At 46.0% G+C, this 21,363-nt stretch carries 19 protein-coding genes; 4 read left to right on the top strand and 15 right to left on the bottom strand.

The features are described from left to right. Positions 1-27: 27 nt before the first annotated feature. On the top strand, positions 28-1,074 hold the full coding sequence (gene fni / locus EKM80_RS04050) for a type 2 isopentenyl-diphosphate Delta-isomerase (protein WP_125551845.1): 1,047 nt from the start codon (positions 28-30) through the stop codon (positions 1,072-1,074). 697 nt (positions 1,075-1,771) lie between these two features. Here the strand turns inward: fni and EKM80_RS04055 are convergent. The 7 genes from EKM80_RS04055 to EKM80_RS04085 form a co-directional block, all read right to left on the bottom strand. After that, on the bottom strand, positions 1,772-3,145 hold the full coding sequence (locus EKM80_RS04055; protein ID WP_125551846.1) for an RsmB/NOP family class I SAM-dependent RNA methyltransferase: 1,374 nt from the start codon (positions 3,143-3,145) through the stop codon (positions 1,772-1,774). A gap of 37 nt (positions 3,146-3,182) precedes the next feature. Further along, the gene (locus tag EKM80_RS04060) at positions 3,183-4,163 is read right to left on the bottom strand and encodes an ABC transporter permease (protein ID WP_125551847.1); all 981 of its coding nucleotides are present in this window, start codon (positions 4,161-4,163) and stop codon (positions 3,183-3,185) included. 158 nt (positions 4,164-4,321) lie between these two features. Beyond that, positions 4,322-5,092 (bottom strand): SAM-dependent methyltransferase, encoded by a 771-nt coding sequence (locus EKM80_RS04065; RefSeq protein WP_125551848.1) that lies wholly within the window; start codon positions 5,090-5,092, stop codon positions 4,322-4,324. Positions 5,093-5,156: 64 nt separating this feature from the next. Then, the gene (locus EKM80_RS04070; protein WP_125551849.1) at positions 5,157-5,510 is read right to left on the bottom strand and encodes a metal-sulfur cluster assembly factor; all 354 of its coding nucleotides are present in this window, start codon (positions 5,508-5,510) and stop codon (positions 5,157-5,159) included. A 55-nt stretch (positions 5,511-5,565) separates the two neighbouring features. Beyond that, complete coding sequence (gene lysA / locus EKM80_RS04075; protein ID WP_225418809.1) at positions 5,566-6,885, bottom strand: diaminopimelate decarboxylase; 1,320 nt, start codon at positions 6,883-6,885, stop codon at positions 5,566-5,568. 72 nt (positions 6,886-6,957) lie between these two features. Then, positions 6,958-7,143: a 2-hydroxymuconate tautomerase gene (locus EKM80_RS04080; RefSeq protein WP_125551851.1), complete on the bottom strand. Its 186-nt coding sequence runs from the start codon at positions 7,141-7,143 to the stop codon at positions 6,958-6,960. Between the two features lie 36 nt (positions 7,144-7,179). After that, positions 7,180-8,067, bottom strand: coding sequence for a YitT family protein (locus EKM80_RS04085; RefSeq protein ID WP_125551852.1), 888 nt, complete (start codon positions 8,065-8,067; stop codon positions 7,180-7,182). Between the two features lie 206 nt (positions 8,068-8,273). Between EKM80_RS04085 and EKM80_RS04090 the strand changes: the two genes are divergently transcribed. Beyond that, positions 8,274-9,707, top strand: a complete 1,434-nt coding sequence (locus EKM80_RS04090) for a C69 family dipeptidase (RefSeq protein WP_125551853.1) — start codon at positions 8,274-8,276, stop codon at positions 9,705-9,707. A 51-nt stretch (positions 9,708-9,758) separates the two neighbouring features. Further along, on the top strand, positions 9,759-11,255 hold the full coding sequence (gene yjeM / locus EKM80_RS04095; RefSeq protein ID WP_125551854.1) for a glutamate/gamma-aminobutyrate family transporter YjeM: 1,497 nt from the start codon (positions 9,759-9,761) through the stop codon (positions 11,253-11,255). 43 nt (positions 11,256-11,298) lie between these two features. Here the strand turns inward: yjeM (EKM80_RS04095) and pbp4 are convergent, their stop codons facing one another. From pbp4 to EKM80_RS04125, 6 genes are all read right to left on the bottom strand, one after another. Next, the gene (gene pbp4 / locus EKM80_RS04100; protein ID WP_125551855.1) at positions 11,299-13,284 is read right to left on the bottom strand and encodes a penicillin-binding protein PBP4(5); all 1,986 of its coding nucleotides are present in this window, start codon (positions 13,282-13,284) and stop codon (positions 11,299-11,301) included. 154 nt (positions 13,285-13,438) lie between these two features. Beyond that, complete coding sequence (yjeM, locus tag EKM80_RS04105; protein WP_125551856.1) at positions 13,439-14,935, bottom strand: glutamate/gamma-aminobutyrate family transporter YjeM; 1,497 nt, start codon at positions 14,933-14,935, stop codon at positions 13,439-13,441. 200 nt (positions 14,936-15,135) lie between these two features. Further along, positions 15,136-16,053 carry an HNH endonuclease gene (locus tag EKM80_RS04110; RefSeq protein ID WP_125551857.1) on the bottom strand — a complete coding sequence of 306 codons (918 nt, stop codon included), beginning with the start codon at positions 16,051-16,053 and terminating at the stop codon, positions 15,136-15,138. A 185-nt stretch (positions 16,054-16,238) separates the two neighbouring features. Further along, entirely contained in the window at positions 16,239-16,664 is a 426-nt protein-coding gene (locus EKM80_RS04115; RefSeq protein ID WP_125551858.1) for a methylglyoxal synthase, read from the bottom strand. Positions 16,665-16,832: 168 nt separating this feature from the next. Next, on the bottom strand, positions 16,833-17,021 hold the full coding sequence (locus tag EKM80_RS04120) for a heavy-metal-associated domain-containing protein (RefSeq protein WP_125551859.1): 189 nt from the start codon (positions 17,019-17,021) through the stop codon (positions 16,833-16,835). After that, positions 17,021-19,246: a heavy metal translocating P-type ATPase gene (locus EKM80_RS04125; RefSeq protein WP_125551866.1), complete on the bottom strand. Its 2,226-nt coding sequence runs from the start codon at positions 19,244-19,246 to the stop codon at positions 17,021-17,023. The genes EKM80_RS04120 and EKM80_RS04125 overlap by 1 nt, the downstream gene beginning before the upstream one ends. Positions 19,247-19,600: 354 nt before the next feature. Here EKM80_RS04125 and EKM80_RS04130 point away from each other — a divergent pair, with 354 nt between their 5' ends. After that, entirely contained in the window at positions 19,601-20,215 is a 615-nt protein-coding gene (locus EKM80_RS04130) for a sugar O-acetyltransferase (RefSeq protein ID WP_125551860.1), read from the top strand. Positions 20,216-20,257: 42 nt separating this feature from the next. Here EKM80_RS04130 and EKM80_RS04135 read toward each other — a convergent pair whose 3' ends face one another. Together EKM80_RS04135 and EKM80_RS04140 are read right to left on the bottom strand one after the other, a co-directional pair. Further along, a complete protein-coding gene (locus tag EKM80_RS04135) occupies positions 20,258-20,650 on the bottom strand; it encodes an iron-sulfur cluster biosynthesis family protein (protein ID WP_125551861.1) in 393 nt (130 codons plus the stop codon). Further along, entirely contained in the window at positions 20,647-21,231 is a 585-nt protein-coding gene (locus EKM80_RS04140; RefSeq protein WP_225418810.1) for a TetR/AcrR family transcriptional regulator, read from the bottom strand. The genes EKM80_RS04135 and EKM80_RS04140 overlap by 4 nt, the downstream gene beginning before the upstream one ends. Positions 21,232-21,363: the final 132 nt, after the last annotated feature.

Genomic DNA, 21,363 nt, shown 5'->3' on the forward strand with positions numbered 1-21,363 from the left:
ACCACATATACAAAGGAGGCTACCACCTTGGCTAAATTATCTGCCCACGCCCATCGCAAAGACGAACATGTTTTTTTAGCAGAAAAGTTTTACACGCCAACTATAACAAATGATTTTGATCAAGTTCGTCTGCTGCACCAAAGTTTACCCGAGATTGCCCTGAGTGAAATTGATCTCACCACAACCCTAGCTGGCCAACCGGTGGCCGTGCCTTTTTACATCAACGCCATGACTGGTGGTAGCCCATGCACACAGCAACTAAACCAGCAGTTAGCCACTATTGCGGCTAATTTAGCTATCCCCATGGCCACTGGCTCCCAAAGTGTCGCTTTGAAGGAACCAGAATTAGCGGCTAGCTTTAAGATCGTTCGTGACGTTAATCCAAAGGGCGTTATTCTAGCTAATTTAGGCGCTGACGCTACTTTAGCACAGGCAGAGCAAGCAGTAGCCATGTTGCACGCCAACGCGTTACAGGTGCATTTAAATACGCCTCAGGAAGTTGTTATGCCTGAAGGTGAACAACGTTTCTACTGGTTGGCCAATCTGAGCCAGCTGGTAACCAAGTTATCTGTGCCCGTCATCGTAAAAGAAGTTGGCTTCGGCATGAGCCAAACGACCCTCGCCCAATTAAGCCAAGCAGGCAGCCAATACGTTGATCTTGGCGGGCGCGGTGGCACTAATTTTGTCCAAATTGAAAATGCCCGCCGACCACAACGTGACCTCGCTTACTTAGCCGGCTGGGGCCAATCGACGGTTGAGTCCTTACTGGAAAGCCGCGCCTACCAGCAGCAACTGACCATCTACGCTTCCGGCGGTGTACGCCAGCCGCTGGATATCGTCAAAGCCCTAGCACTAGGCGCCAAATCAGTTGGCGTCGCCGGCACAATTTTACATCATTTACAAAAAAACGGCCTTGATGCTACGCAAGCATGGCTGGCCGAATGGCTCACACAATTAAAATTAATTTTTGCCTTGCTGGGCTGTCGTAATGTCAGTGAATTACCGCAAAAAGCGCAACTGATTTTCAGTCCAGAATTGGTGAACTACGCGGCACAACGACAAATCAAACTATAAAAAAGAGTCTTGCTGAAGTACGGCTGCACTATTAGCTCGTAGGCAGAGTTAGTTTGGTTCCATTCCGGCGCTGGCGTATGGAACGCGTGGCACGTTGGCAAGCTAATTTTCTTTCCAATTAAGCCCAATCGGAAAAGAAAATGGATCTTGCCAGCCGCGCATGGTACTAGGCGACCACGGTCACCAAGTACCATCGACACAGCTGATAACGCCAGCGCCTCCATTTCACCTTGGCAGCGTTTGAGCATTATTTTGTGAATTAGATTAATTGTTTGGTTGGTTCAATTAGGATTAACCGACATTTATTAGTGAGTCGTAGCTTTAAAGTAGGTTGTATGTGCAAAAAAACGCCGATAAAACAGTCAGAGAACTGTTTTATCGGCGTTTTGTATTCTGATTTCCACTAATAGCTTTGCCACTTAAACAATCAATAGTTAAACGTTCAACCGTTGCCTGCTGGAATGTAGTCGCCAGTGGGCCGCTATCGCTCGTTCCTAGCAACTAAGTTTAGCAAGTATCAAGTAGTACTTACTCATTAAACAGTGCTTGCTTCCCGTTGTCGATTGAACTATGGCAAAGACCGCCCAGTTCAAGTCGCACTCGTTCCGTCCACTGGCGACGGAATGGAGGCTAACTAGCTCGGTTTATAGGAAAATTTCAGAGATAATCTAAAAAAGAATCCAACTTGGATTCTTTTTTAGTCCGCAATATCAGCCACAAAGCGTAGTCCTTTGGGAAAGAAATTCTTCATCGTTTGGCCAGTTAATTTACCGAAGCCAACTGATTTAACCTGATAACGTAGTAGAAACCAGCCTTTACCGGTTGCCGCTGTGGTGAACGTTTCCCCGTGTACGTATTTGATGTACTGTTCTGTGGTTAAATCGAGCATTTGCTGCGCGCTGGATAAGGTCAAAGCTAGCGCATACGCCGGCTCAAAGCGGTTCCGCTTAAACTCACCTAAAGGCAAGCCAGGCCGGACAACTTTTAGGCCTTTAAGTGCAACCGCCACTGACTGGGCAAATAAATGCTCACGATGAACCAACAAATGTTGATAGTTAGCCGCTGGTAAAATGGCTTGGCTAAAGCCTTGCCATAATGCTTGTTGCTCCTTAGTCAAGGCTGCAACTGGCCGCCGCCCTTTTTTCGCTTTATGTGCTGCTTTAACAGGTGTTGCTACAGCTGGCGCAGTGTCTGCTAGTCGTAATTTAGCGATAAAGTGCCCTTCACCACGGAATAAATGGGGAAATAGCCGCAGCGTGCCGGCTAAGGCGGGGTTGTTATCCGCCCATTCTGGTCGTCCAGCACTCATCCCTGTTGTCCGTTCAATTGGCACCACCGTCAGTGGGTATTCTTGTAACAACCAAGCGATGATCTGCTCGTCTTCTTCTGGACTAAAGGTGCAAGTTGAATAGATCAATTCACCACCAGGCTGGAGCATTTTTAGCGTTTCAGTTAAAATTTCTCGTTGCCGCTGCGCACAGGTTGCTGGGTAGTCTGGGGTCCAATATTTTTTAGCCGCTGGATCTTTACGAAACATGCCTTCACCAGAACATGGTGCGTCGACTAAAATGCGGTCAAAATAGCTGGGAAATTGGCTAGCTAGCCGTTCTGGCGTTTCATTAGTGATCACAGCGTTGGTAATACCAAAGCGTTCCACATTTTCGGCCAAGATTTTAGCGCGTTTAGGCATGATCTCATTGGCGACTAATAACCCCTGTTGCTGCATGAAACTAGCTAAATGCGTGGTTTTTCCACCAGGGGCGGCACATAGATCCAGCACCCGCTCGCCGGGCTGCGGTGCCGCAACGGCTCCAACTAACATGGCACTGGGCTCTTGACTGTACACATAGCCGGCTTGATGATCAACCTGGCGCCCTTTCACTGCACCATAGTAACCCCACTGTGACCGCGGTACTGGCTGATCTAAATCCAAGGCAACAGCCTGCGGATTGGGCTTCAACGGGTTGAGCCGAAAGCCTTTATCGCCACTGGCCTGAAAACTAGCTAGAAAAGCAGTGGCTTCGTCACCTAGTAACTGTTGATATTTTGCTGCAAATCCTTCTGGTAACAAACTTTTTCCCCTTTTCGTTTAAGCACCTATTTAAGGTCTAATGTGGTGCGAGTCGTTTTAGCGTGTGCCGCAAGCGCAGGCCATAATAGCTTAAGCTGAGCAAATAAATAACCACTAATAAAATACCTAACAGATCATATTGAAGAATATATAGCCGCCACGCGCCGATTAAGCCACCTAAAGCAATTGCCACTAGTGACCATAACGCAAAATGGCGTAGCTCGCGCCAGTAAAAATCAGTGGTATCGTCAGTATAAAAACTAGCAGCATGCAACATGCGCCGGGCTAATACCAACCATAATTCAGCGACGACCAATAATAAGACAATGATCAAAACCAAGGCGCCACCGAACCACCAATACTCTTCAAACCAAGCTAAGCCAACAAACGGCGTACTTTGTGGAACCAGTCGTTTAGCTGAACTAGCCTGAAATAGGCGCTTAAATGTAGCCAAATGGGTCAACTTCGGCTTGCCGTCTAGGCGAATATCAAACTTCGTCAATGACTGCTGCGCTAAACTTTGTTGCGTTGACGTTGAAATGAAGATCATGTTATCTAACTGACTGTCTTTCTTGGTCCCCACCACACCAATCACCGATAAATAGCGATCACCATACTTCAAGTAACTTTGATTAGTCGGTGTATACAAATTTTTTGCAACCTTTTGACCCACTACCACCACTGGCACTGGCGAAATAAAATCACTGTCACTAAAAAAACGACCAGAAACTAACGGTAACGTTTTAAAATTACCAGCGCCATACATATAAATCGTATTTGAATGCGGCTGACGATATTGGACTTGGTAATTGGTCAGCTGCTTATTTTGCGCCAATTGCTGATTAGCGTTGACGATGGTCTGTTGATGTTTGGTTGTTAGGACCTGGGCACTAGTGGATAGCCCAGCATGATCCAACAGATCCTGATAGACGACTCGGTTCATTTGACTAAAGAAGAAAACACCTAAAAACGCGACAAGTGCGCTCAAGACAACCAAAAGCGATTTACGTTTTAACACGTGAGTTTCACCTATTTCATGATAGATTATTTAATTACAGCATAGCCGGTAAACAAGCCACCTGTCCAGTAGCTGCTTGAAAATTAAGTAGCTATTTATTAGGCGCGCTAATTCAGACAGCCCTAATCAGGTGCAGTTACCACCCGCTGTGGCTGACACTAATTGATCCAAAATAACTGTTCGTGCACCAGATCTAACGGTGGAAAACACTGATTTAGGGCCGTGACCTGCGCCGAATGCTGGTAATGGGCCTGTTGCCAAAATTCAGTGCTGTTAGTACAGCCGTTACGCTCGCCGATACACAGCAAAGGGATCTGTGGTGTATCCTGACGCATTAATTGTAGCAGTTGCCAATCAATTGGGACACCGTCAGGGCTCCAAACCATCACGACATAATCAATTTGCTGGCGGTATTTGCGGTAAGCTGCCAATGCATCTAATTTTTCGACTGGCGTCAGTAGCTGCTTGCCAGTTTCGTTTTCCACCACCCAGCCGAGGCTGTCAGTGGCGTAAACTTGTTGGTTGAATTGACGCAAGCCATAGCTTAGATACCCATTGCCTGCCATAACTTCTAAATAACGTTTACCCGGTAAGCGGGCAATGCCGGCCGCTACCGCTGGCGTAATTTGACCCCAAAAGCCAAATTGATCTTGCAAAAAACCGCGATAATTCTGCAGACAACGGTCCAAGCGTTGAAATTCAACCGCCGCTTGACTAAAATCCTGTTGTGGCTGTTGTAACGTCCACTCAATCAGAATTGTTTCCGGTAAAATTAAATTCGGCAGTGGTTGTGGTAACTTATTTTGACTCAGTCGATAAATATTACGCAAGATACCATCTAAACGCTGGGCCACTGCCGGTAGTGCCGCATATTGCCGCCGTAATTGCTGAACGTCTTGCACATAAGCGGTGGTCATTACATTTTGCACTTGTACACCTCTTCACGAAAAAAAAGAGTCAGACAATTGCTTGTCCCACTCTCTTTGATTATATCTAACGGATACCTAATGCAATCCGGGCATAACGACTCATCTTGTCAACTGACCAAGCTGGATACCAAACCAATTCAACGTCAACGTCCTTAACTTCAGGAACTTCACTTAACGATTGGTTGATCTGTTCATTCAGCAAATCAGATAGTGGGCAACCCATTGTGGTCAACGTCATCTTAATGTGACATAAACCTTCTTCGTTCAAATCAACACCATAAATTAAACCAAGGTTAACAATATCGATCCCTAATTCAGGGTCGATCACGGATTCTAAGGCCGTTAAAATATTATCTCTAACGGCATCGACTTCGCCACTTTCCTCAGTTTGTGCAACATCTTTTTCAGTTTCACTCACAGGACTCACCTCTTTTACTTTCCCTCATTATACTTAAAAAAAGTCAATAGAGCAATCATAAATGAGAAGGGCTTTCATTTAGATCAAGGTGAGCCATATCGGCGTAGGTTTCCCGCTTAATAATTAAGCGACTTTGGCCGTTTTCAACAAAGACAACCGCTGGGCGTGGATTGCGATTATAGTTGCTAGCCATCGAATAACCATAAGCGCCCGTAACGAACATGGCTAACACATCCCCTGGTTGACTTTGCGGTAAAGGCAAGTCCCAAATCAACATGTCACCAGACTCACAATATTTACCGGCAATCGACACCGTCTCTACTGCGGCGCCGTCAGGATCATTGGCTAATACTGCGTTATATTTAGCTTCGTATAGTGCTGGACGAATATTATCACCCATGCCACCATCTACAGCCACGTAGCTGCGGATACCTGGTAAATCTTTCCGTGAGCCAACGGTGTACAACGAGGTGCCTGCTTCGGCGACCATCGAACGCCCTGGCTCGATCCAGATTTCTGGTAAAGGCAAGTTAGCGGTTGTGGCTTCTTTTTTAACGATAGCGATAATGTCGCGGACATACTCCTGTGGCGCTAACGGCTGATCGGCTGCTGTGTAGCGGACGCCAAAGCCGCCACCGAGATTCAAAACTTCTGCGGTAAAGCCAGTTTTGGCCCACTGTGCTAATAAGTCGATCATAGCCTTAGCTGCCATTTCAAACCCTTTAGTTTCAAAAATTTGCGAACCAATGTGGCAATGTACGCCCCGCAAATTCAGCCGGGGCAAGGCTTGAACTTTTTCAAAAGCCTGCGTTGCTTGGCCACTTTTTAGGTCAAAACCAAATTTGGAATCTTCCTGACCCGTCATAATGTATTCGTGGGTGTGCGCCGAAATACCAGGTGCGATCCGCAATAAGACATCGATTTTTTGATCGTGTTCCTGTAAAACTTGGTCCAATAAATCAATTTCGTGGAAATTATCTAATACGATCGTGCCCACGCCAGCCGTTACTGCATAATCTAGTTCGGCCGCTGATTTATTATTCCCGTGAAATGAAGCCGTGGCCAGAGGGAAGCCAGCTTGTTGCGCGGTATAAATTTCACCACCAGAAACCACGTCACAACCGACGCCCTGTGCTGCTAATAGTTGATACATGGCGATGGCCGCAAAAGCTTTACTTGCGTAGGTGACTTTATAGGCCACACCAGCTTCTTCAAAAACTTGCTTAAAACCCGCGATCCGTTGTTTGATTAAGGCCACATCATAAACCATTAATGGTGTGCCGTACTCATGGGCTAGTTCGATGGTATCCACGCCGCCAATACTCAAGTGCCCCGCTTGGTTCGTTGTTTGCGTGCCATATTGATAGTAACTCAAAACATCCGCTCCATTCATTTTCAACTATGCAAAAACGGCGACCACTATGTGCCACCGTTACGTCTAAATTAGCTATTTAGCGTCTTTTTCCTTACCGGCAACAAAATAATGATCGTGCGGCATTTCGTTAAGCACGATATGAATATCATCAGCTGGCACATTGGCGTCCTTGGCGATTGCAGCGGTAACGTCAGCGGCCATTTGCTTTAATTGTTCGGGCGTACGGCCAGCCAATAAATCGATATGAACTAATGGCAAATTAATCACTTCCTCATTTAAACTTAACCTTCTAGATTATACCGAACTCTTAGACGTTTGCGCAAGTTGACTTTTATGGTCTTCATCTAAAAATTCACCTAAAACTTGGGTGGTATTTAAAATGTTAACAAACGCTGCTGGATCAACCGTTTTTACCGCTTGTTCAATATCGTAAAGTTCATAGCGGGTGATCACGATCATCAACACGTTGCTGTCTTTTTGCGTGTAGGCACCACGGGCGGGCAAAATTGTGATACCACGAATCAAACGTTCATGAATAGCTTTGATCAAGGCGGTTGATTGCTGGGTAACGATCATCACGGTGACCTTTTGTTGGCTGGTATTAATACTGTCGATGACCCGCGACATACAATAGATGGAAATAATCGTGTACAACGCGCTGGACCAGCTGATGCTGAAACCCGCAATGGCGATGATCAGGCCGTTGATTGCCAACATCAACGTGCCGATACTTTTGCCAGTGGTTTTGGCCAACGCAAAAGCGACAATGTCCATTCCTCCAGTGGAGAAACCATATTTCAGCGCTAAGCCAACGCCGATGCCGGTAAGGACACCCCCAATGATCGCATTCATCAACGGATTCGTTGATAACGCTTGGATCGGTAAAAGCACTGATAGCACCGAGGTCAACGCCGCCGTCAAAATACTAAATAACGTGAAGCCGCGGCCGATTTTGAACCAACCTAACACGCCAATCGGCAGATTAAACAGTAAGATCCACCACCCAGTTTGAACGTGCCAGCCGGTAAAGCGAGCTAATAACGTGGAGACTAGCTGTGCCAGACCATTGACCCCTGAGCTAAAAACTGCTGCTGGAATCAAGAAATTATTCAAGGCCACGGCCACTAATATACTCGCAATGATCGTAAAACTGATTTTTTTACCTAACTCATTTTTGTCCATCCCCGCTACCTCCGCATCTGATTTCCATTCATTGTACTCAATCCTGCTGCATAGCGGGCTTTTATGATGATTTTCTTTGTGAATTCTCATCTTTAACCCTATTTAAACTAACTTTACTCATCTAATCCTTAGAAAGCGTGCCACTGCTGGCGAAAATGGTATAATTATGCTGATATTTTTAAATTTATGTATAAAAGGAGATTAATATGCAAAAACAAATGTTAACTAATTTGTCAGCGTGCACTAGTATTCTAGTCGGTAAAGCAGCTAGTGCTGACGGTTCGCTGCTAATTGGCCGCAATGAAGATAGTAAAGCCGCGTGGCCAAAACATTTTGTTAGCCATCCCCGCCAAAGCCATGCCACCGCGCCGGAGTTTAAGTCAAAGGATACTGGCTTCACGCTGACCTTGCCACTGGAACAAGCAAAGTACAATGCCACGCCAGAGTGGACGGATGAATTCGGCTTATTCGAAGAAGATGGCTTTAATGAATACGGCGTTGCCATGAGCGCCACCGAAAGTGCTTACGCTAATGAACGTGTGTTAGCCTACGATCCCTTGGTGGCAACTGGTATTGCTGAAGAAGCCATGGTCACCGTTGTCCTACCTTACGTCAAAACTGCCCGTGCTGGCGTGCTGCGTTTAGGCGCCTTAGTCGAACAATACGGCACCGCCGAAAGCAACGGCATTTTATTTGCCGACCAAGATGAAGTCTGGTACATGGAAACAGCAACCGGCCATCACTGGGTTGCCCAGCGCATTCCTGATGATGCCTACGCAGTTGTGGCCAACCAGCTGGCCATTCAGGTGATCGACTTTAACGATGCACAAAACTTCTTGAGTTCAGCCGGTATTCAAGCTTTTGCCGCCGCCCATCATTTATGGCAAGCGGACACGCCATTTAATTTTCGCGAGATTTTTGGTACCCACACGGCCAGCGATTTTGTATATAATACACCGCGGGTTTGGTATGGGCAAAAAATATTGACACCTTCACAGCCGCAACAACCCCAAAGTGATACGCTGCCATTTATTCAGCGTGCGGACAAACCAATTCATTTTGAACAAGTCGCTCAGATCCTTGCCTCCCACTATCAAGGGACTAAATACGATCCCGTTGGTAGCGGTAAGGCTAAATATCGCCATAAATTTCGGCCAATCAGTTTAGCCAAAACCCAAGAATCACATATTTTGCAGTTGCGCCCTAACTTGGCACCAGCGCTGGCTGATATCCATTGGCTAGCCATGGGCGTTACCGCTGAAAGTATTTACGTACCGTTCTATGCTGGCGCTGAGCAAACGCCAGTCGATTATCAAATTGGTGGTCAAACTTATGATTCCAAATCCAGTTATTGGCTGTATAAACTTGCGGGTGTGCTTGTTGACAGCCATTATCACGCTTTTAATCCGTTACTTAGTAGCGTCCAAACGGCGACCCATACGCAACTATTACGAGCACTAGCTGAACACGATGCCGGCGCGACCACCAAAAAAGGCACAGCGCTGATCAGTTACTTGAATCAAGCTAACCAACAACACGCTGACTTAGCGCGGCAAAATTTTGAAGCTTTGATTGCTGATATGGTGACCCAAGCAACTGATTTTTCACCGCTGAATTTTAAAACTGACGAAAATCTGTAAGTACAGGGCAGTAGTAGCCCACTAAATTACAATGTTTAGAGGAAATTATAAATGGAAAAACAAAAGAAAATCACCGTTATTGGCCTGATCTTGATGATTTTTGGCTCGATCTTCGGTTTCGCTAACACCACTGTTGCCTATTATTTAATGGGTTATGGTGGCATTATTTGGTATTTATTTGCCGCAATTTTATTCTTCTTGCCATCATCCTTAATGTTTGCCGAGTACGGTTCTACTTTTAAAGAAGTTCACGGCGGCATTTATTCTTGGCTAGCCGAATCAATTGGTGAACGTCCTGCCTTCATTGGCACCTTCATCTGGCTAGCATCGTGGATCATCTGGATGGTCTCAACGGCGTCCAAAGTCTGGATTCCTTTTTCCACTTTCGTTTTTGGTCACGATCAAACCCAGACTTGGCGTTTTTTCGGCCTGACGCCAACGGCAACGGTTGGTTTACTGGGGATTATTTTCTTCCTATTGATCACCTTACTGGCCAGCCATGGTGTCCAACGGATCTCACGGATTGCTTCCTTTGGCGGCTTCTTAATTGCGTTGCTAAATGTGGCCTTCATTTTGGTCAGCTTATTGATCCTGTTTAAAAACGGCCTGCACTTAGCCCAACCGATTCACGGCGTCCACAGCTTTATTTCTTCACCGAATGCTGATTATAAGAGTGTCATCGGTATGCTGTCATTTGTTGTGTTCGCGGTCTTTGCTTATGGCGGGATGGAAACTATGGGCGGCGTTACCGATAGTATGGAAAAGCCGGAAAAAACCTTCCCCAAAGGCTTGATCATTGCCACCGTCGTGATTGCCATTAGTTACGCGCTGTCGATTTTTATTTGGGGTATTTCCGCTAATTGGCAACAAGTTCTGAATAACAAAACGACTAATCTAGGTAACATTACCTATGTTTTAATGGACAATCTTGGATTTTACTTTGGCCAAAGTTTCGGCTTTAGTCTAGCCACCGCACACTTAATTGGGATTTGGTTTGCCCGGGTCACCGGCTTTGCCATGTTCTTTAGTTATCTTGGCGCGTTCTTCGTCCTGATTTATTCACCACTAAAATCATTTGTCCTTGGTACACCTAAAGCGCTTTGGCCAAAAGGCTTCGCTGATACTAACAAAGCGGGCATGCCGGTTAAAGCCATGTGGGCGCAAGCAATTTTCGTTTCTGTTTTAATTTTCATTGTCGCTTTTGGTGGTCAAAACGCCCAAGTCTTCTACAATGTCCTGACCCAAATGGCCAATGTTTCCACTACTTTGCCGTATTTATTCTTAGTGACTGCTTTTCCATTTTTCAAACGGCGCCAAGATTTAAAACGGCCCTTTGAAATTTATAAGAACCAAACCTGGACCTGGATCATTACGATTGTCGTTGACCTGGTGTTAGCGTTCGGTATTCTGTTCACAATTATCCAACCGTTGTTAGAAGGCCAATACTTAGATGCCTTTGAAATGGTGATTGGCCCCATCGTCTTTGGCTTGATTGCTTGGTTAATGTACCAGCATTATGACCATAAACAGTTAGCAAGTAGTAAATAAATAAACAAAAAAACGACGCCAAATTGGCGTCGTTTTTTGTTTGCTAATATAAGGTTTCCACGTAGGGTTTCATTGCGGTGACCACGTCTTCACTACCAGTACCTTCCAGCATGGCCACCATTAAATACGTATCATTGTCGGCGTCAGCGGCCATTAAAAAGCCATTCTGTTCGCCGTCAGTATCTTGCTTTTGTTTCAATTCAGCGGTGCCCGTTTTAGCGGCAATATTATGACCGCTAATTTGTAACGCATGGGCGGTGCCTTGACTGTCAGCAACCACTTGGACTAAAGCTTGCTTAACCGCGGTGGCACTAGCTTTTTTCAAAACGGTTTGCTGCTTGGCCGTTTTATCCAATAACAACGTCGGTAATTGCATTTGGCCGTCATTGGCAATTGCAGTGTACATCGTTGCCTGTTGGATCGGCGCTAATAGTAATTGGCCTTGACCATACGCCGTATCCGCTAGTAGGATTTTGCTGGTCAATTGCCCGCTATTGGAAATTTGCGGCTTATTCAGTGCCAAGGGTAAATTAGCTTGCGCACTGAAAAATGGTTGTAGCCCTTTTAAATAAGCCTTACTGCCCATTTGTAGTCCCGCTTGAGCGAACCAAATGTTATCCGAATTAACCAAGGCTTGCGTCATGTTTTCACTAGCCGCATCAGTCACCCGCGTCACTTGATAACTGCCCCAGCTACTGTCTTGCTGCCACTTTAGCCCACTAATTGACTTGGTGGTGGCCGTGGTGATCGTGCCGTTGTCCAACGCAATCCCTGCCGTCAGCATTTTAAAGGTGGAGCCAGGCGCGTACCGCTGAGTAAAGCGGCTTAAAAATGGTTGCGCTGTGTTACTGGCGTATTTCTGGTAATCTTTTTGACTAATCCCGGTAGCAAATAAATTGGGATCGTAACTTGGTGAACTGACCAACGTCAATAATTGGCCATTGCGCGGATCCATGGTGACAACAGCACCTTTTTTGCCAGCTAATTGCTGATAGGCTTTGACCTGTTTGCTGCGATCAATTGTCAGCTTGATGGTTTTGCCATCCCGTTTTTGCGTTTTTAACAACGTGCGACTCACCGTATCGCCATTATTGATGGTGATCTTACCGCCGTCTTGGCCTTGTAATTGCTTATCGTAATAGCGCTCTAAACCAGTTTTGCCAATATTATCACCGGTTTGTAATTCGGGATGCTTCTTCAAGTCGGCCGCCGTTACCTCACCCACGTAACCAATCAATTGGGCGCTGGCTTCACCGGTTGGATAGGTGCGCGCCGACACTGCTCGGTACGTGACTCCGGTCAAACTTGGCTTAGTGGTCACCGTTTTAATCGGCACAAAACTATCCTTGGTGACCCACTGTTGCTGCAACGACTGCTTTAATGTGGCGACATCGACGCTAAACTGCTGACTAATTTTGGTCAGATTCGTACTGCGCGTGGTGCCACTACCGAGCTGGCTTGGCACCATTCCGGCTTGGGTCACCTGACCATCTTTCGCTAAAGCTTGGCCATTACGGTCAACAATTTCGCCACGCTTACCCTGCTGCCATTGTAATTGAACTGTATCGGTGCCATTCATATGGGGGAACAGCATCGCCGGTGTCCAAATAACCCGCCAGTGACCCTTTACTAATTGGACAGTGGTTTGATAGTGCTTGACTGTTAACGCCCCGATCATCGTCTGTAAATTCAGATCAAACGTCATTTGGTAAGTTTTTGCACTTTTACGAGTGACTTTTAACTGCTTGATTTGCATATCACTGGCCCCAATTTGGCCAAAAACAGCAACATTCCGGGCGACAACTTTTTTAGCGGTGTACTGATAGTCACCACCAGTCAGTTGTTGTTTGTCCACTTGGCCAACCATTTTCGTGAAATTCTGTTGACTAAAAGCTTGGGTGTAGGTCGTGGCTACCTTTTGGACGGCTGCTGTCGTCTGTTGGCGCTGCTGCCACTGATAGAAGTACCAGCCACCGCCGCCTAACAGGAACAACACCAGTAAACCCACCAACAAGTATTTTTTGCGCATCCGTTTAACCTCTATTCTTGATTTATTTAGCATAGCCGGTCATGCCGCCATTTGCAAGCTCTTTTCCAGCTAAAAAGGCTCATGCCGCATACGTCATTTAGTCAATATAAAAGCGCCGGTGGCATAATTAGATTTATGCACACTGGCGCTGCGCTTATTTACTCGCTTGATGTTGATAACGTTGAAATAAGCCCCAAGCCACAAGGCCAAATAGTGCCGGCCCGGCAATTGAGTAAATTGTTTTCGCCCAATCACCATTGACGGCGGGCTCAATAATAGTGAACACATTAGCGAAACCAACTGACAAAATAACCACACCAACACCGAGGTACGTGGCAAATTTTGATTTATACATCGTAAACGGCTTTTTGATTGTCGTTTTCTTTTTAAAGCCTAGAAACGCAAACGCGATAAACATGTAAGGTAGCGTCATTGATACATTGGTCATCGATACCAAAATATCAAAGAACGCCTTAGCACCCCGGCCACCAAAGGAAACTGCAAAAATGATCACAATCACAATTGCGGCTTGGATCCGCATCGCGTTGATGGGCACGCCATTTTTGATCACAGTTAATTTTCGTGGCCAAATTACTTTCGGTGTGCCTTCGATCAATTGCTTTAATGGTGAAAAAATTAAGGTGAAAAAGGCACCCGACAAGGCCAAAAACATCGATAAGCCCATGTACCGGCTGATCCATTGGCCAACTTGGATCGAAGCTGCTTCAGATAAATACAGTGCGTGGCCAATCTGGTAACCCATATTGTTCATGGCAATGTACGCCACGTTGCCTAATGTCACCTGAGCGCTGCCAAATTTAGTGAAGGCAAAATTCCAATTGGTGAAGGCGCCCATAATAAAGATACCGATGGCGTAACCGGCAGCGATGATTATGGCAGAAATCGTGATGCCCCGAGGAAAAGTGACCGCCGCGTTTTCCGTTTCATCAACTAAGCCGCCAACGACTTCCAAACCACCATAGGCAAAAATCGCGTAAACTAGGAAGCTAAATACGGCAATCATCGCCGTAAAATCTTGGTTCGGTGACACAAACAGTGCTTTGACTGACAAAGGTTCCGCCATATGGCCATTTAGAAACAAGACGAACAATCCGCCGATCAATAAAATAATATTGATCAATGCCACGGCAGTCCCACCAATCGAGGTGATTCGTTTGATCGAGTCCAACCCTTTAGACGACACAAAAGTGATCAACAGCACCCACAAAATGGCCAAAACGCCTAACGTTTGGACCCCATTTAGGCCAAATAAGGACCATTGCTGCGTTTTGTCCACCCCAAAAATTGCGTTGGACAACGGGATCCAAATACCAGAACCGACGTTGACCATCCAAACAATATAGGACGCGTACCACATAAAGGTGCCAATAAAAGCAAACTTAGGATTAAGCGAATTGGCCATCCAAGAATAAATACCGCCTTTATAATCCTTAAACGCCGCGCCATATTCCGCCAGCATAAAAGCAAACGGAATAAAAAAGGTCACTGCAGCAATAATGTACCAAAAAATTGACGCGTAACCCATTAGGTAAAACGCCCGCGGAATATTGGTAAACCCAAAAACAGAGGTAAAGATCATTAGAATGAGTGCTGATAAAGTTAATTTAGTTGATTTCTTTGTTTGAGCCATTTTGATCACTCCTTGCGCAAGATAACTTCACCAGCAATCATAGCAACAAACCAGTGTAAAAAGCGCTTTCTAGTGAAAAATCTCATTAAATTCCGCCACTTTAACAGCAACATCACAGGTATTCATCAGTAAAATCACAGCAAAAACCCAGAGTTGCCAAAAAGTCGTCACTTTTAAGCTAACTCTGGATTTAATTTTAACTAGGCGTGAAAAATAAAGCGCCGGTGCCAATTTAAAAATGGTGCCGCGGCTGAGCTGAAGTTAACTTTTAGTCGCGGGACCAAGGCTAGCCGTTGCCGGTCCAAATAGCCCACCTGCTTGGCTACCATTAAATGGCCACCGCGGCTAAATGAGATCAAGCCTTGTGCCAGTAATTGTGCGTGGTTGGCGCACAGCAATAAGCCATTAGCTGGTAATAGCCGTTCCGCTGGATCACTGTCGCGCAAAGGCTTTAAGCGTACTGCCTGCAGTAGACTGCCGTGTTCTAAGCCACAAACCGCACACTGCGGCACTTGTTGTTGGCGTACCGCCTGTTGAAAGCTTTGCTCCACTTGGCCCATTTGCCGGCGGTTGAGCAAATCAGCGTTAACCAGCAAACGGAGCAATGGATCCGTATCGGTGGCCGTCACAGCTGACATCGCCAAGGTCAGTTGTTCATTTTGCTTGGCCACAAAATATTGTGCGCTGATCAAGTCGATCAATTTGGCCAATAATAACGAGTAGCAGGGGTAAATATAGCCCTGATTACCACTACCGTCGGCTTGAAAGGCGGCGTGTTTCAGTGGGAATAACGGTTGTAACTGCGGTAAATAATCACTAACGGTCAGTGGTGTGGGTAATGGATAATATTGCAAATGGACTAAGTCAACGCGCGGGCTAGTCGTGGCGGCTGGCAAAAAGGCTGGCCGTGGTGCATCCGCTGCCCGCGTCTGTGCCTGGCTCACCGCGACAATCTGTCCAGCTACATAATGAAATAAAAGATCTTGTGGCTTGATCATTTTAATACGCGCCCAAGTTGGTGGTATGACGACCCCCGCAGGCCGCTGCTGCGTCCAAATCACACCAGCGGCTTTTTCCTGCTGATAAGTTCGTCCTTGCATCACAATAAATGCTTGCATCCGGCACCTCCAATGCGACTGCTTAAGAAGAATAATGACAATCGCTATTTGTCTTACCTCTATCATAGCAATAATTGGCTTAAAGGTTTAGGAAAATCTTAATTCTTTTGTGAACAATTTTTTATAAAGACGTTAGCCTGCGCAAAAAAAGCACGACTAGCGTACATCGTGTTTTTAACTACAAACTATTCATAATGTTCGTGCTTTGATTCGTCACCGTTAACTAATTGGCGAAAATCAACAAAGCCAGCGTCTAACCCACGCAGTAGCACCTCTGCAGTGCCAAAGTTAGTCGCTAGCGGTGTGTCGTAAACATCAGCTAAGCGAATCAAGGCGTTAACATCCGGCTCATGCGGTTGCGCGGTCAACGGATCACGCAGAAAAATCACCAGATCCATTTTATTTTGGGCAATCAAGGCGCCAATTTCTTGGTCACCACCTAAAGGGCCTGAGTTGAAACATTTTACGGTCAAACCAGTGGCATCGGCAACGACTTTCCCAGTGTGTCCAGTGGCAAATAACTCGTGGCCACGCAAGATTTCGCGGTACGCTGCGGCCAACCGCGCCATTTGCGGCTTCTTTTCATCATGAGCAATTAAAGCAATTTTCATGCTGCACCTACTTTTCTTTAGATACCTTCATCATAGCTTTTGTAGCGCTTGCAATCAAGAATAATAAAAAACGTATGCCAGCAGACGCTAATGGTTAGAAGCAGTCTTATGACACACGTTTAACTTATAAATTAGGGTTGTGGCTTAATTTGTCTTATAGCTTCAAATCTATTTGGCAACCGTATATGAAGTATCAGCTAAAGCGGCGTTTAATTGGTCAACGCTGGCATCACCGTCAAAGGTAGCGACCTTGTTTTCTAGATCAACTTTGACATTGTTGACGACGCTACTTAATTTTTCTGTTACTGTATCGGCACAGCCTTGGCATTTCATTCCATTAACATTAACTTTTTTCATTATGATAACTTCCCTTCAGATTGGTTGAATTTTTTAACTTTAAAACGATTTAACCGAAGTGCATTTAAAACAACGGTGACTGAGCTGAAACCCATAGCCCCGGCAGCAATCATGGGGTTGAGTAATGGCCCACCAAACAAGTATAACAGACCCAGTGCAACGGGAATACCTAAGACGTTGTAGAAGAACGCCCAGAATAGGTTTTCCTTAATGTTGGTCATTGTTTTGTGGCTAAGCTCACGAGCAGTCACCAATGAGCTAAGATCAGAATTCATTAAAATGACTTCTGCTGAATCCACCGCAACATCGGTCCCGTTACCGATAGCCACACCAATTTCAGCTTGTACTAAAGCTGGCGCGTCGTTGATACCATCGCCGACCATTGCTACTTTGTGCCCTTGTTGCTGTAAGACCTTGATGGCGTCAGCTTTGCCTTCGGGTAGCACATCGCTGATGACCTGTTTGATGCCGGCTTGCGCAGCGATGGCTTCAGCAGTTGGCCGGTTATCCCCAGTCAGCATGACCACGTCAACACCTAAATGTTGTAGGCGGGCAATGGCAGCCGGTGAATCGGCTTTAATTGGATCCGTCACCCCGAGCACACCTGCTAGTTGCTGTGCTTGTGCCACGTAGATCAAGGTTTTGCCAGCCGTACTGAGTTGTGCAGCTTGGTCAAACAATGGGCTAGCAGCAACACCTTGTTGTTGCATTAATTTAGCGTTACCTAACGCCACATTAACACCGGCAATGGTGCCGGTGACTCCTAGGCCAGGTAACGTCGCAAAATCCGCGACTGCTTGGCGTTGCGCGTCCGCCGCCTCAATGACTGCGCTAGCTAAGGGATGATCAGAATAATATTCCAAGCTAGCAGCTAATTGTAAAACCGTTGCTCGGTTGCCAGTCGTTACCACGTCAGTTACTTGGGGCTGACCTTGGGTGATGGTCCCTGTTTTGTCCAAAACTACCGTGTCCAATTGCGCTAATTGTTCTAATGCAGCGCCATTTTTAAAGATAACCCCATGTTTTGCACCTAAACCAGTACCGACCATAATCGCCGTTGGTGTGGCTAAGCCCAAGGCACAGGGACAAGCGATCACCAACACTGAAACGAAAATGGTCAAGGAAAAGGCTAATGTTTGGCCACTAAGTAACCAAGCAAGCCCGCCAATTAAGGCGATCCCCATGATCACCGGTACGAACACACCCGAAATCTTATCGGCTAAGCGGGCAATTGGTGCTTTGGAACCCTGCGCATCACTAACTAATTTGACGATGTGCGCCAAGGCAGTATCGCTACCAACATGGGTGGCTTGATAAGTGATCTGCCCATTTTTATTGGTGCTACCCCCAATGACGCGGTCGCCGCTCATTTTAGTGATCGGCAAACTTTCGCCAGTCAGCATTGATTCGTCCACCGTTGTTTGGCCAGTTAACACTTCACCATCTACCGGAATCGTTTGGCCCGATTTAACCAAAACCGTATCGCCAACTTGCAACTTATTGACCGGCACTGACTGAACAGACGCATCTGCATTGATACGGTCAGCCATTTTGGGCACTAAGGTCAATAACGACGTCATCGAAGTTGTCGTTTTCTGTTTGGACAACGCCTCAAAATACTTACCCAGCATGATCAAAGCTAAAATCGTGCCACTAGCTTCGAAGTATAGTGGCAAATGCTGACCAGTCACCGCCATGATCACGGTGTTGATCAAGCTGTACAAAAAGGCGGTGCCGGTACCAACAAAGACTAACGAGTCCATATTGGGATGGCCGCGAAATAGTGTCGTTGCGCCTTTAATTAAATAATCGCGCCCGAGCCACAATACTGGCAACGCTAAAATCATTTCGGCAAAACCAGCGCTAACTGGTGACATCATTGGGTTGAGCCAATTAAATGTCGGCAAATGCAAATCCCCAGCCATGGCAACGTACATCAAAACCGCTGCACCAATCAATGCGCCAATCATAGCGTTACGCTGTTGCGTCAGTTTAACGACCTTTTCATCGTGTTCAGCGGCAACGTTTTCCTGTGTCAACTCCTGAGCCAATTCGGCACCATAACCGGCATTGACCACCGCTTGAATCACTTCTGCTGGTGCCAAAGCTTGATCAGCAAACTCAACGCGCATGCGCTCGGCGGCTAAATTAACGTTGGCCACGGTCACCCCAGGTAATTTGCTGACGGCGTGTTCGATGGTTTGCGCGCAACTCGCACAGACCATCCCATCAATTTTGAATTGTTCAGCCGCCGTAATGTCCACCACCCTTCTTGATCATTTGTCGCTTAAATCCATGTCCCATGGTCAAAGCCCCCGTTCTATCTTGTTAACGTTGCCACTGCTTAACTAGCAATACTTTGTAGAAGTGGCAGTCGCTGTTTACATCTGTAATCGATAAATTAATCTTAGCACACCGATTACATTTGTCAACGGTTATTTATGTGTAATTTTAGAACTAGGCAAAACCCTAATAAAAAACGTGGCTAACTGGCTAAAAATTAGGCCACAACGTTCAAAACTGCCAAGCAGCTATTTTTCCGTTATACTAAACCTAACTGAATATAAAGGAGGCAGCCTATGTCCACTGATTACGACTTGATGACAACAGGCCAATTATACGATTCTACTGCCGCTGAATTAGTCCAATTACGGGCAACCACGAAACAATTAGTTTTTCGCTACAATCGCTCCGCCCCCGAACAAAGTGCACTGCGCCAAGAATTATTGGCTCAATTAATTGATTGTCCTAGCGGGGATGCGTATTTTAAACCGTCACTGCAAGTGGATTATGGCCATCATGTCCACGTTGGCCGCCAATTCTATGCCAACGCTGACTGTATTTTGCTGGACGTTGCACCCATCAACATTGGTGACAATGTGATGCTCGGCCCACGGGTTAGTTTATATACGGCTGGCCATCCTCTCGTTGCCAGCGTGCGCAATCAGTATTTAGAATTTGGACAACCCATCACCTTAGCTGATAATGTCTGGTTAGGCGGCAATGTCGTCGTCTGCCCCGGCGTGACTATTGGTGCTAACACAGTGGTTGGCGCTGGGGCCGTGGTGACTAAAAATTTACCGGCTAATGTGGTGGCAGCCGGTAACCCAGCCCGTATTGTACGATCGCTCACAGCCGCTGACGAAGCCTACTGGCAAGCCCAACGACAACAATATTTAGCGGCGCGCGCTTAGCCATAAAAAAAGCACTCATCAAATTTGATGAGTGCTTTTTACTTAGCAAATCTTGCCACCAAGATCAACCATTTCTTTTTTACTGACCGTTTGTTCAGGGGCTGCACCGATCGTGACCGCGCCATCAAGAATACCTGAATCATCAGTTAGGCGTAACATCGCATTTTGATAATCTAAGGCTAAGCCTGAACCCAAAAACGTTAATTCTGGTTGGGCGGTGGTTAACGTTAGGTCTGCATTGTTATCAATGACCACGTTATATTCAGCGTCGGCGGTATCCGCAATCACTAATTGGAACTTGTTGCCAATGGTACATGATCCACCTAACTTAGAAAACTTCGTGGAACCATCATCTAGCGCGAGAAAAACATGCTTGCCGGCGGGGACTTTATTTGCTAAATACGTTGCTGCTGCAGATTTAATATTGATTTTCATTTTATTGACCTTCCTTGCTTTAAAAGTGTTTGTTTTAAATAGTTGACTGCTTGTTCTAACGGTTCGATACTTTGATGTAATTTGATCAACATCAGTGCGCCTTGTAAGGTGGCAATGGTGGTTTGCGCCTTGGCTTGGGCTTCGGCGGTAGTGATCACTGGCGTTAGTTGTTGGAGCTTTATGGCTAAAGCCGTTTGCCAATCGTTGATCAGTTGGTCCAGTAATTGGCGAAAATCCTCATCCTTAGTCGCCATTTCTACGATCACGTTGCCGATGGGACAGCCGTAGTAGTGGCTTTGCTGGCGCTGGAAATCTAGCACCCAGTTCAGCATAGCCGCTATTGCTTCAGCGGCCGGTTGTTCTGGTGCAAGAATTTGTTGGAGCAATTGGTGCTCCCACTCAGCGCTAATTTGCTGTACCACAGCCAAACCAATATCTTTTTTCGACTTAAAATAGTAATACAGCTGACCCTTGCCGACTTCTGCCGCTGCCATAATGTCGCTAATGGCTGTCGCTTCATAGCCATTGTGGTAAATTTGTTGGCGCGCAGCCGTTATAATTTTAGCTTTACTGTCGTTCACTAGGGTCACCTCTTTAATTAAAAACCTACCGTTCGGTACAAAAATAAGTTTACTACTAAATTATATTTTGTGCAATCTATTTGTAAACTATTTAAAAAATATTACTTGAGCTACCAAAAAAAACGATCAACC

Origin of the sequence: Loigolactobacillus jiayinensis, from assembly GCF_003946445.1 — a bacterium.
Classification (GTDB): domain Bacteria; phylum Bacillota; class Bacilli; order Lactobacillales; family Lactobacillaceae; genus Loigolactobacillus; species Loigolactobacillus jiayinensis.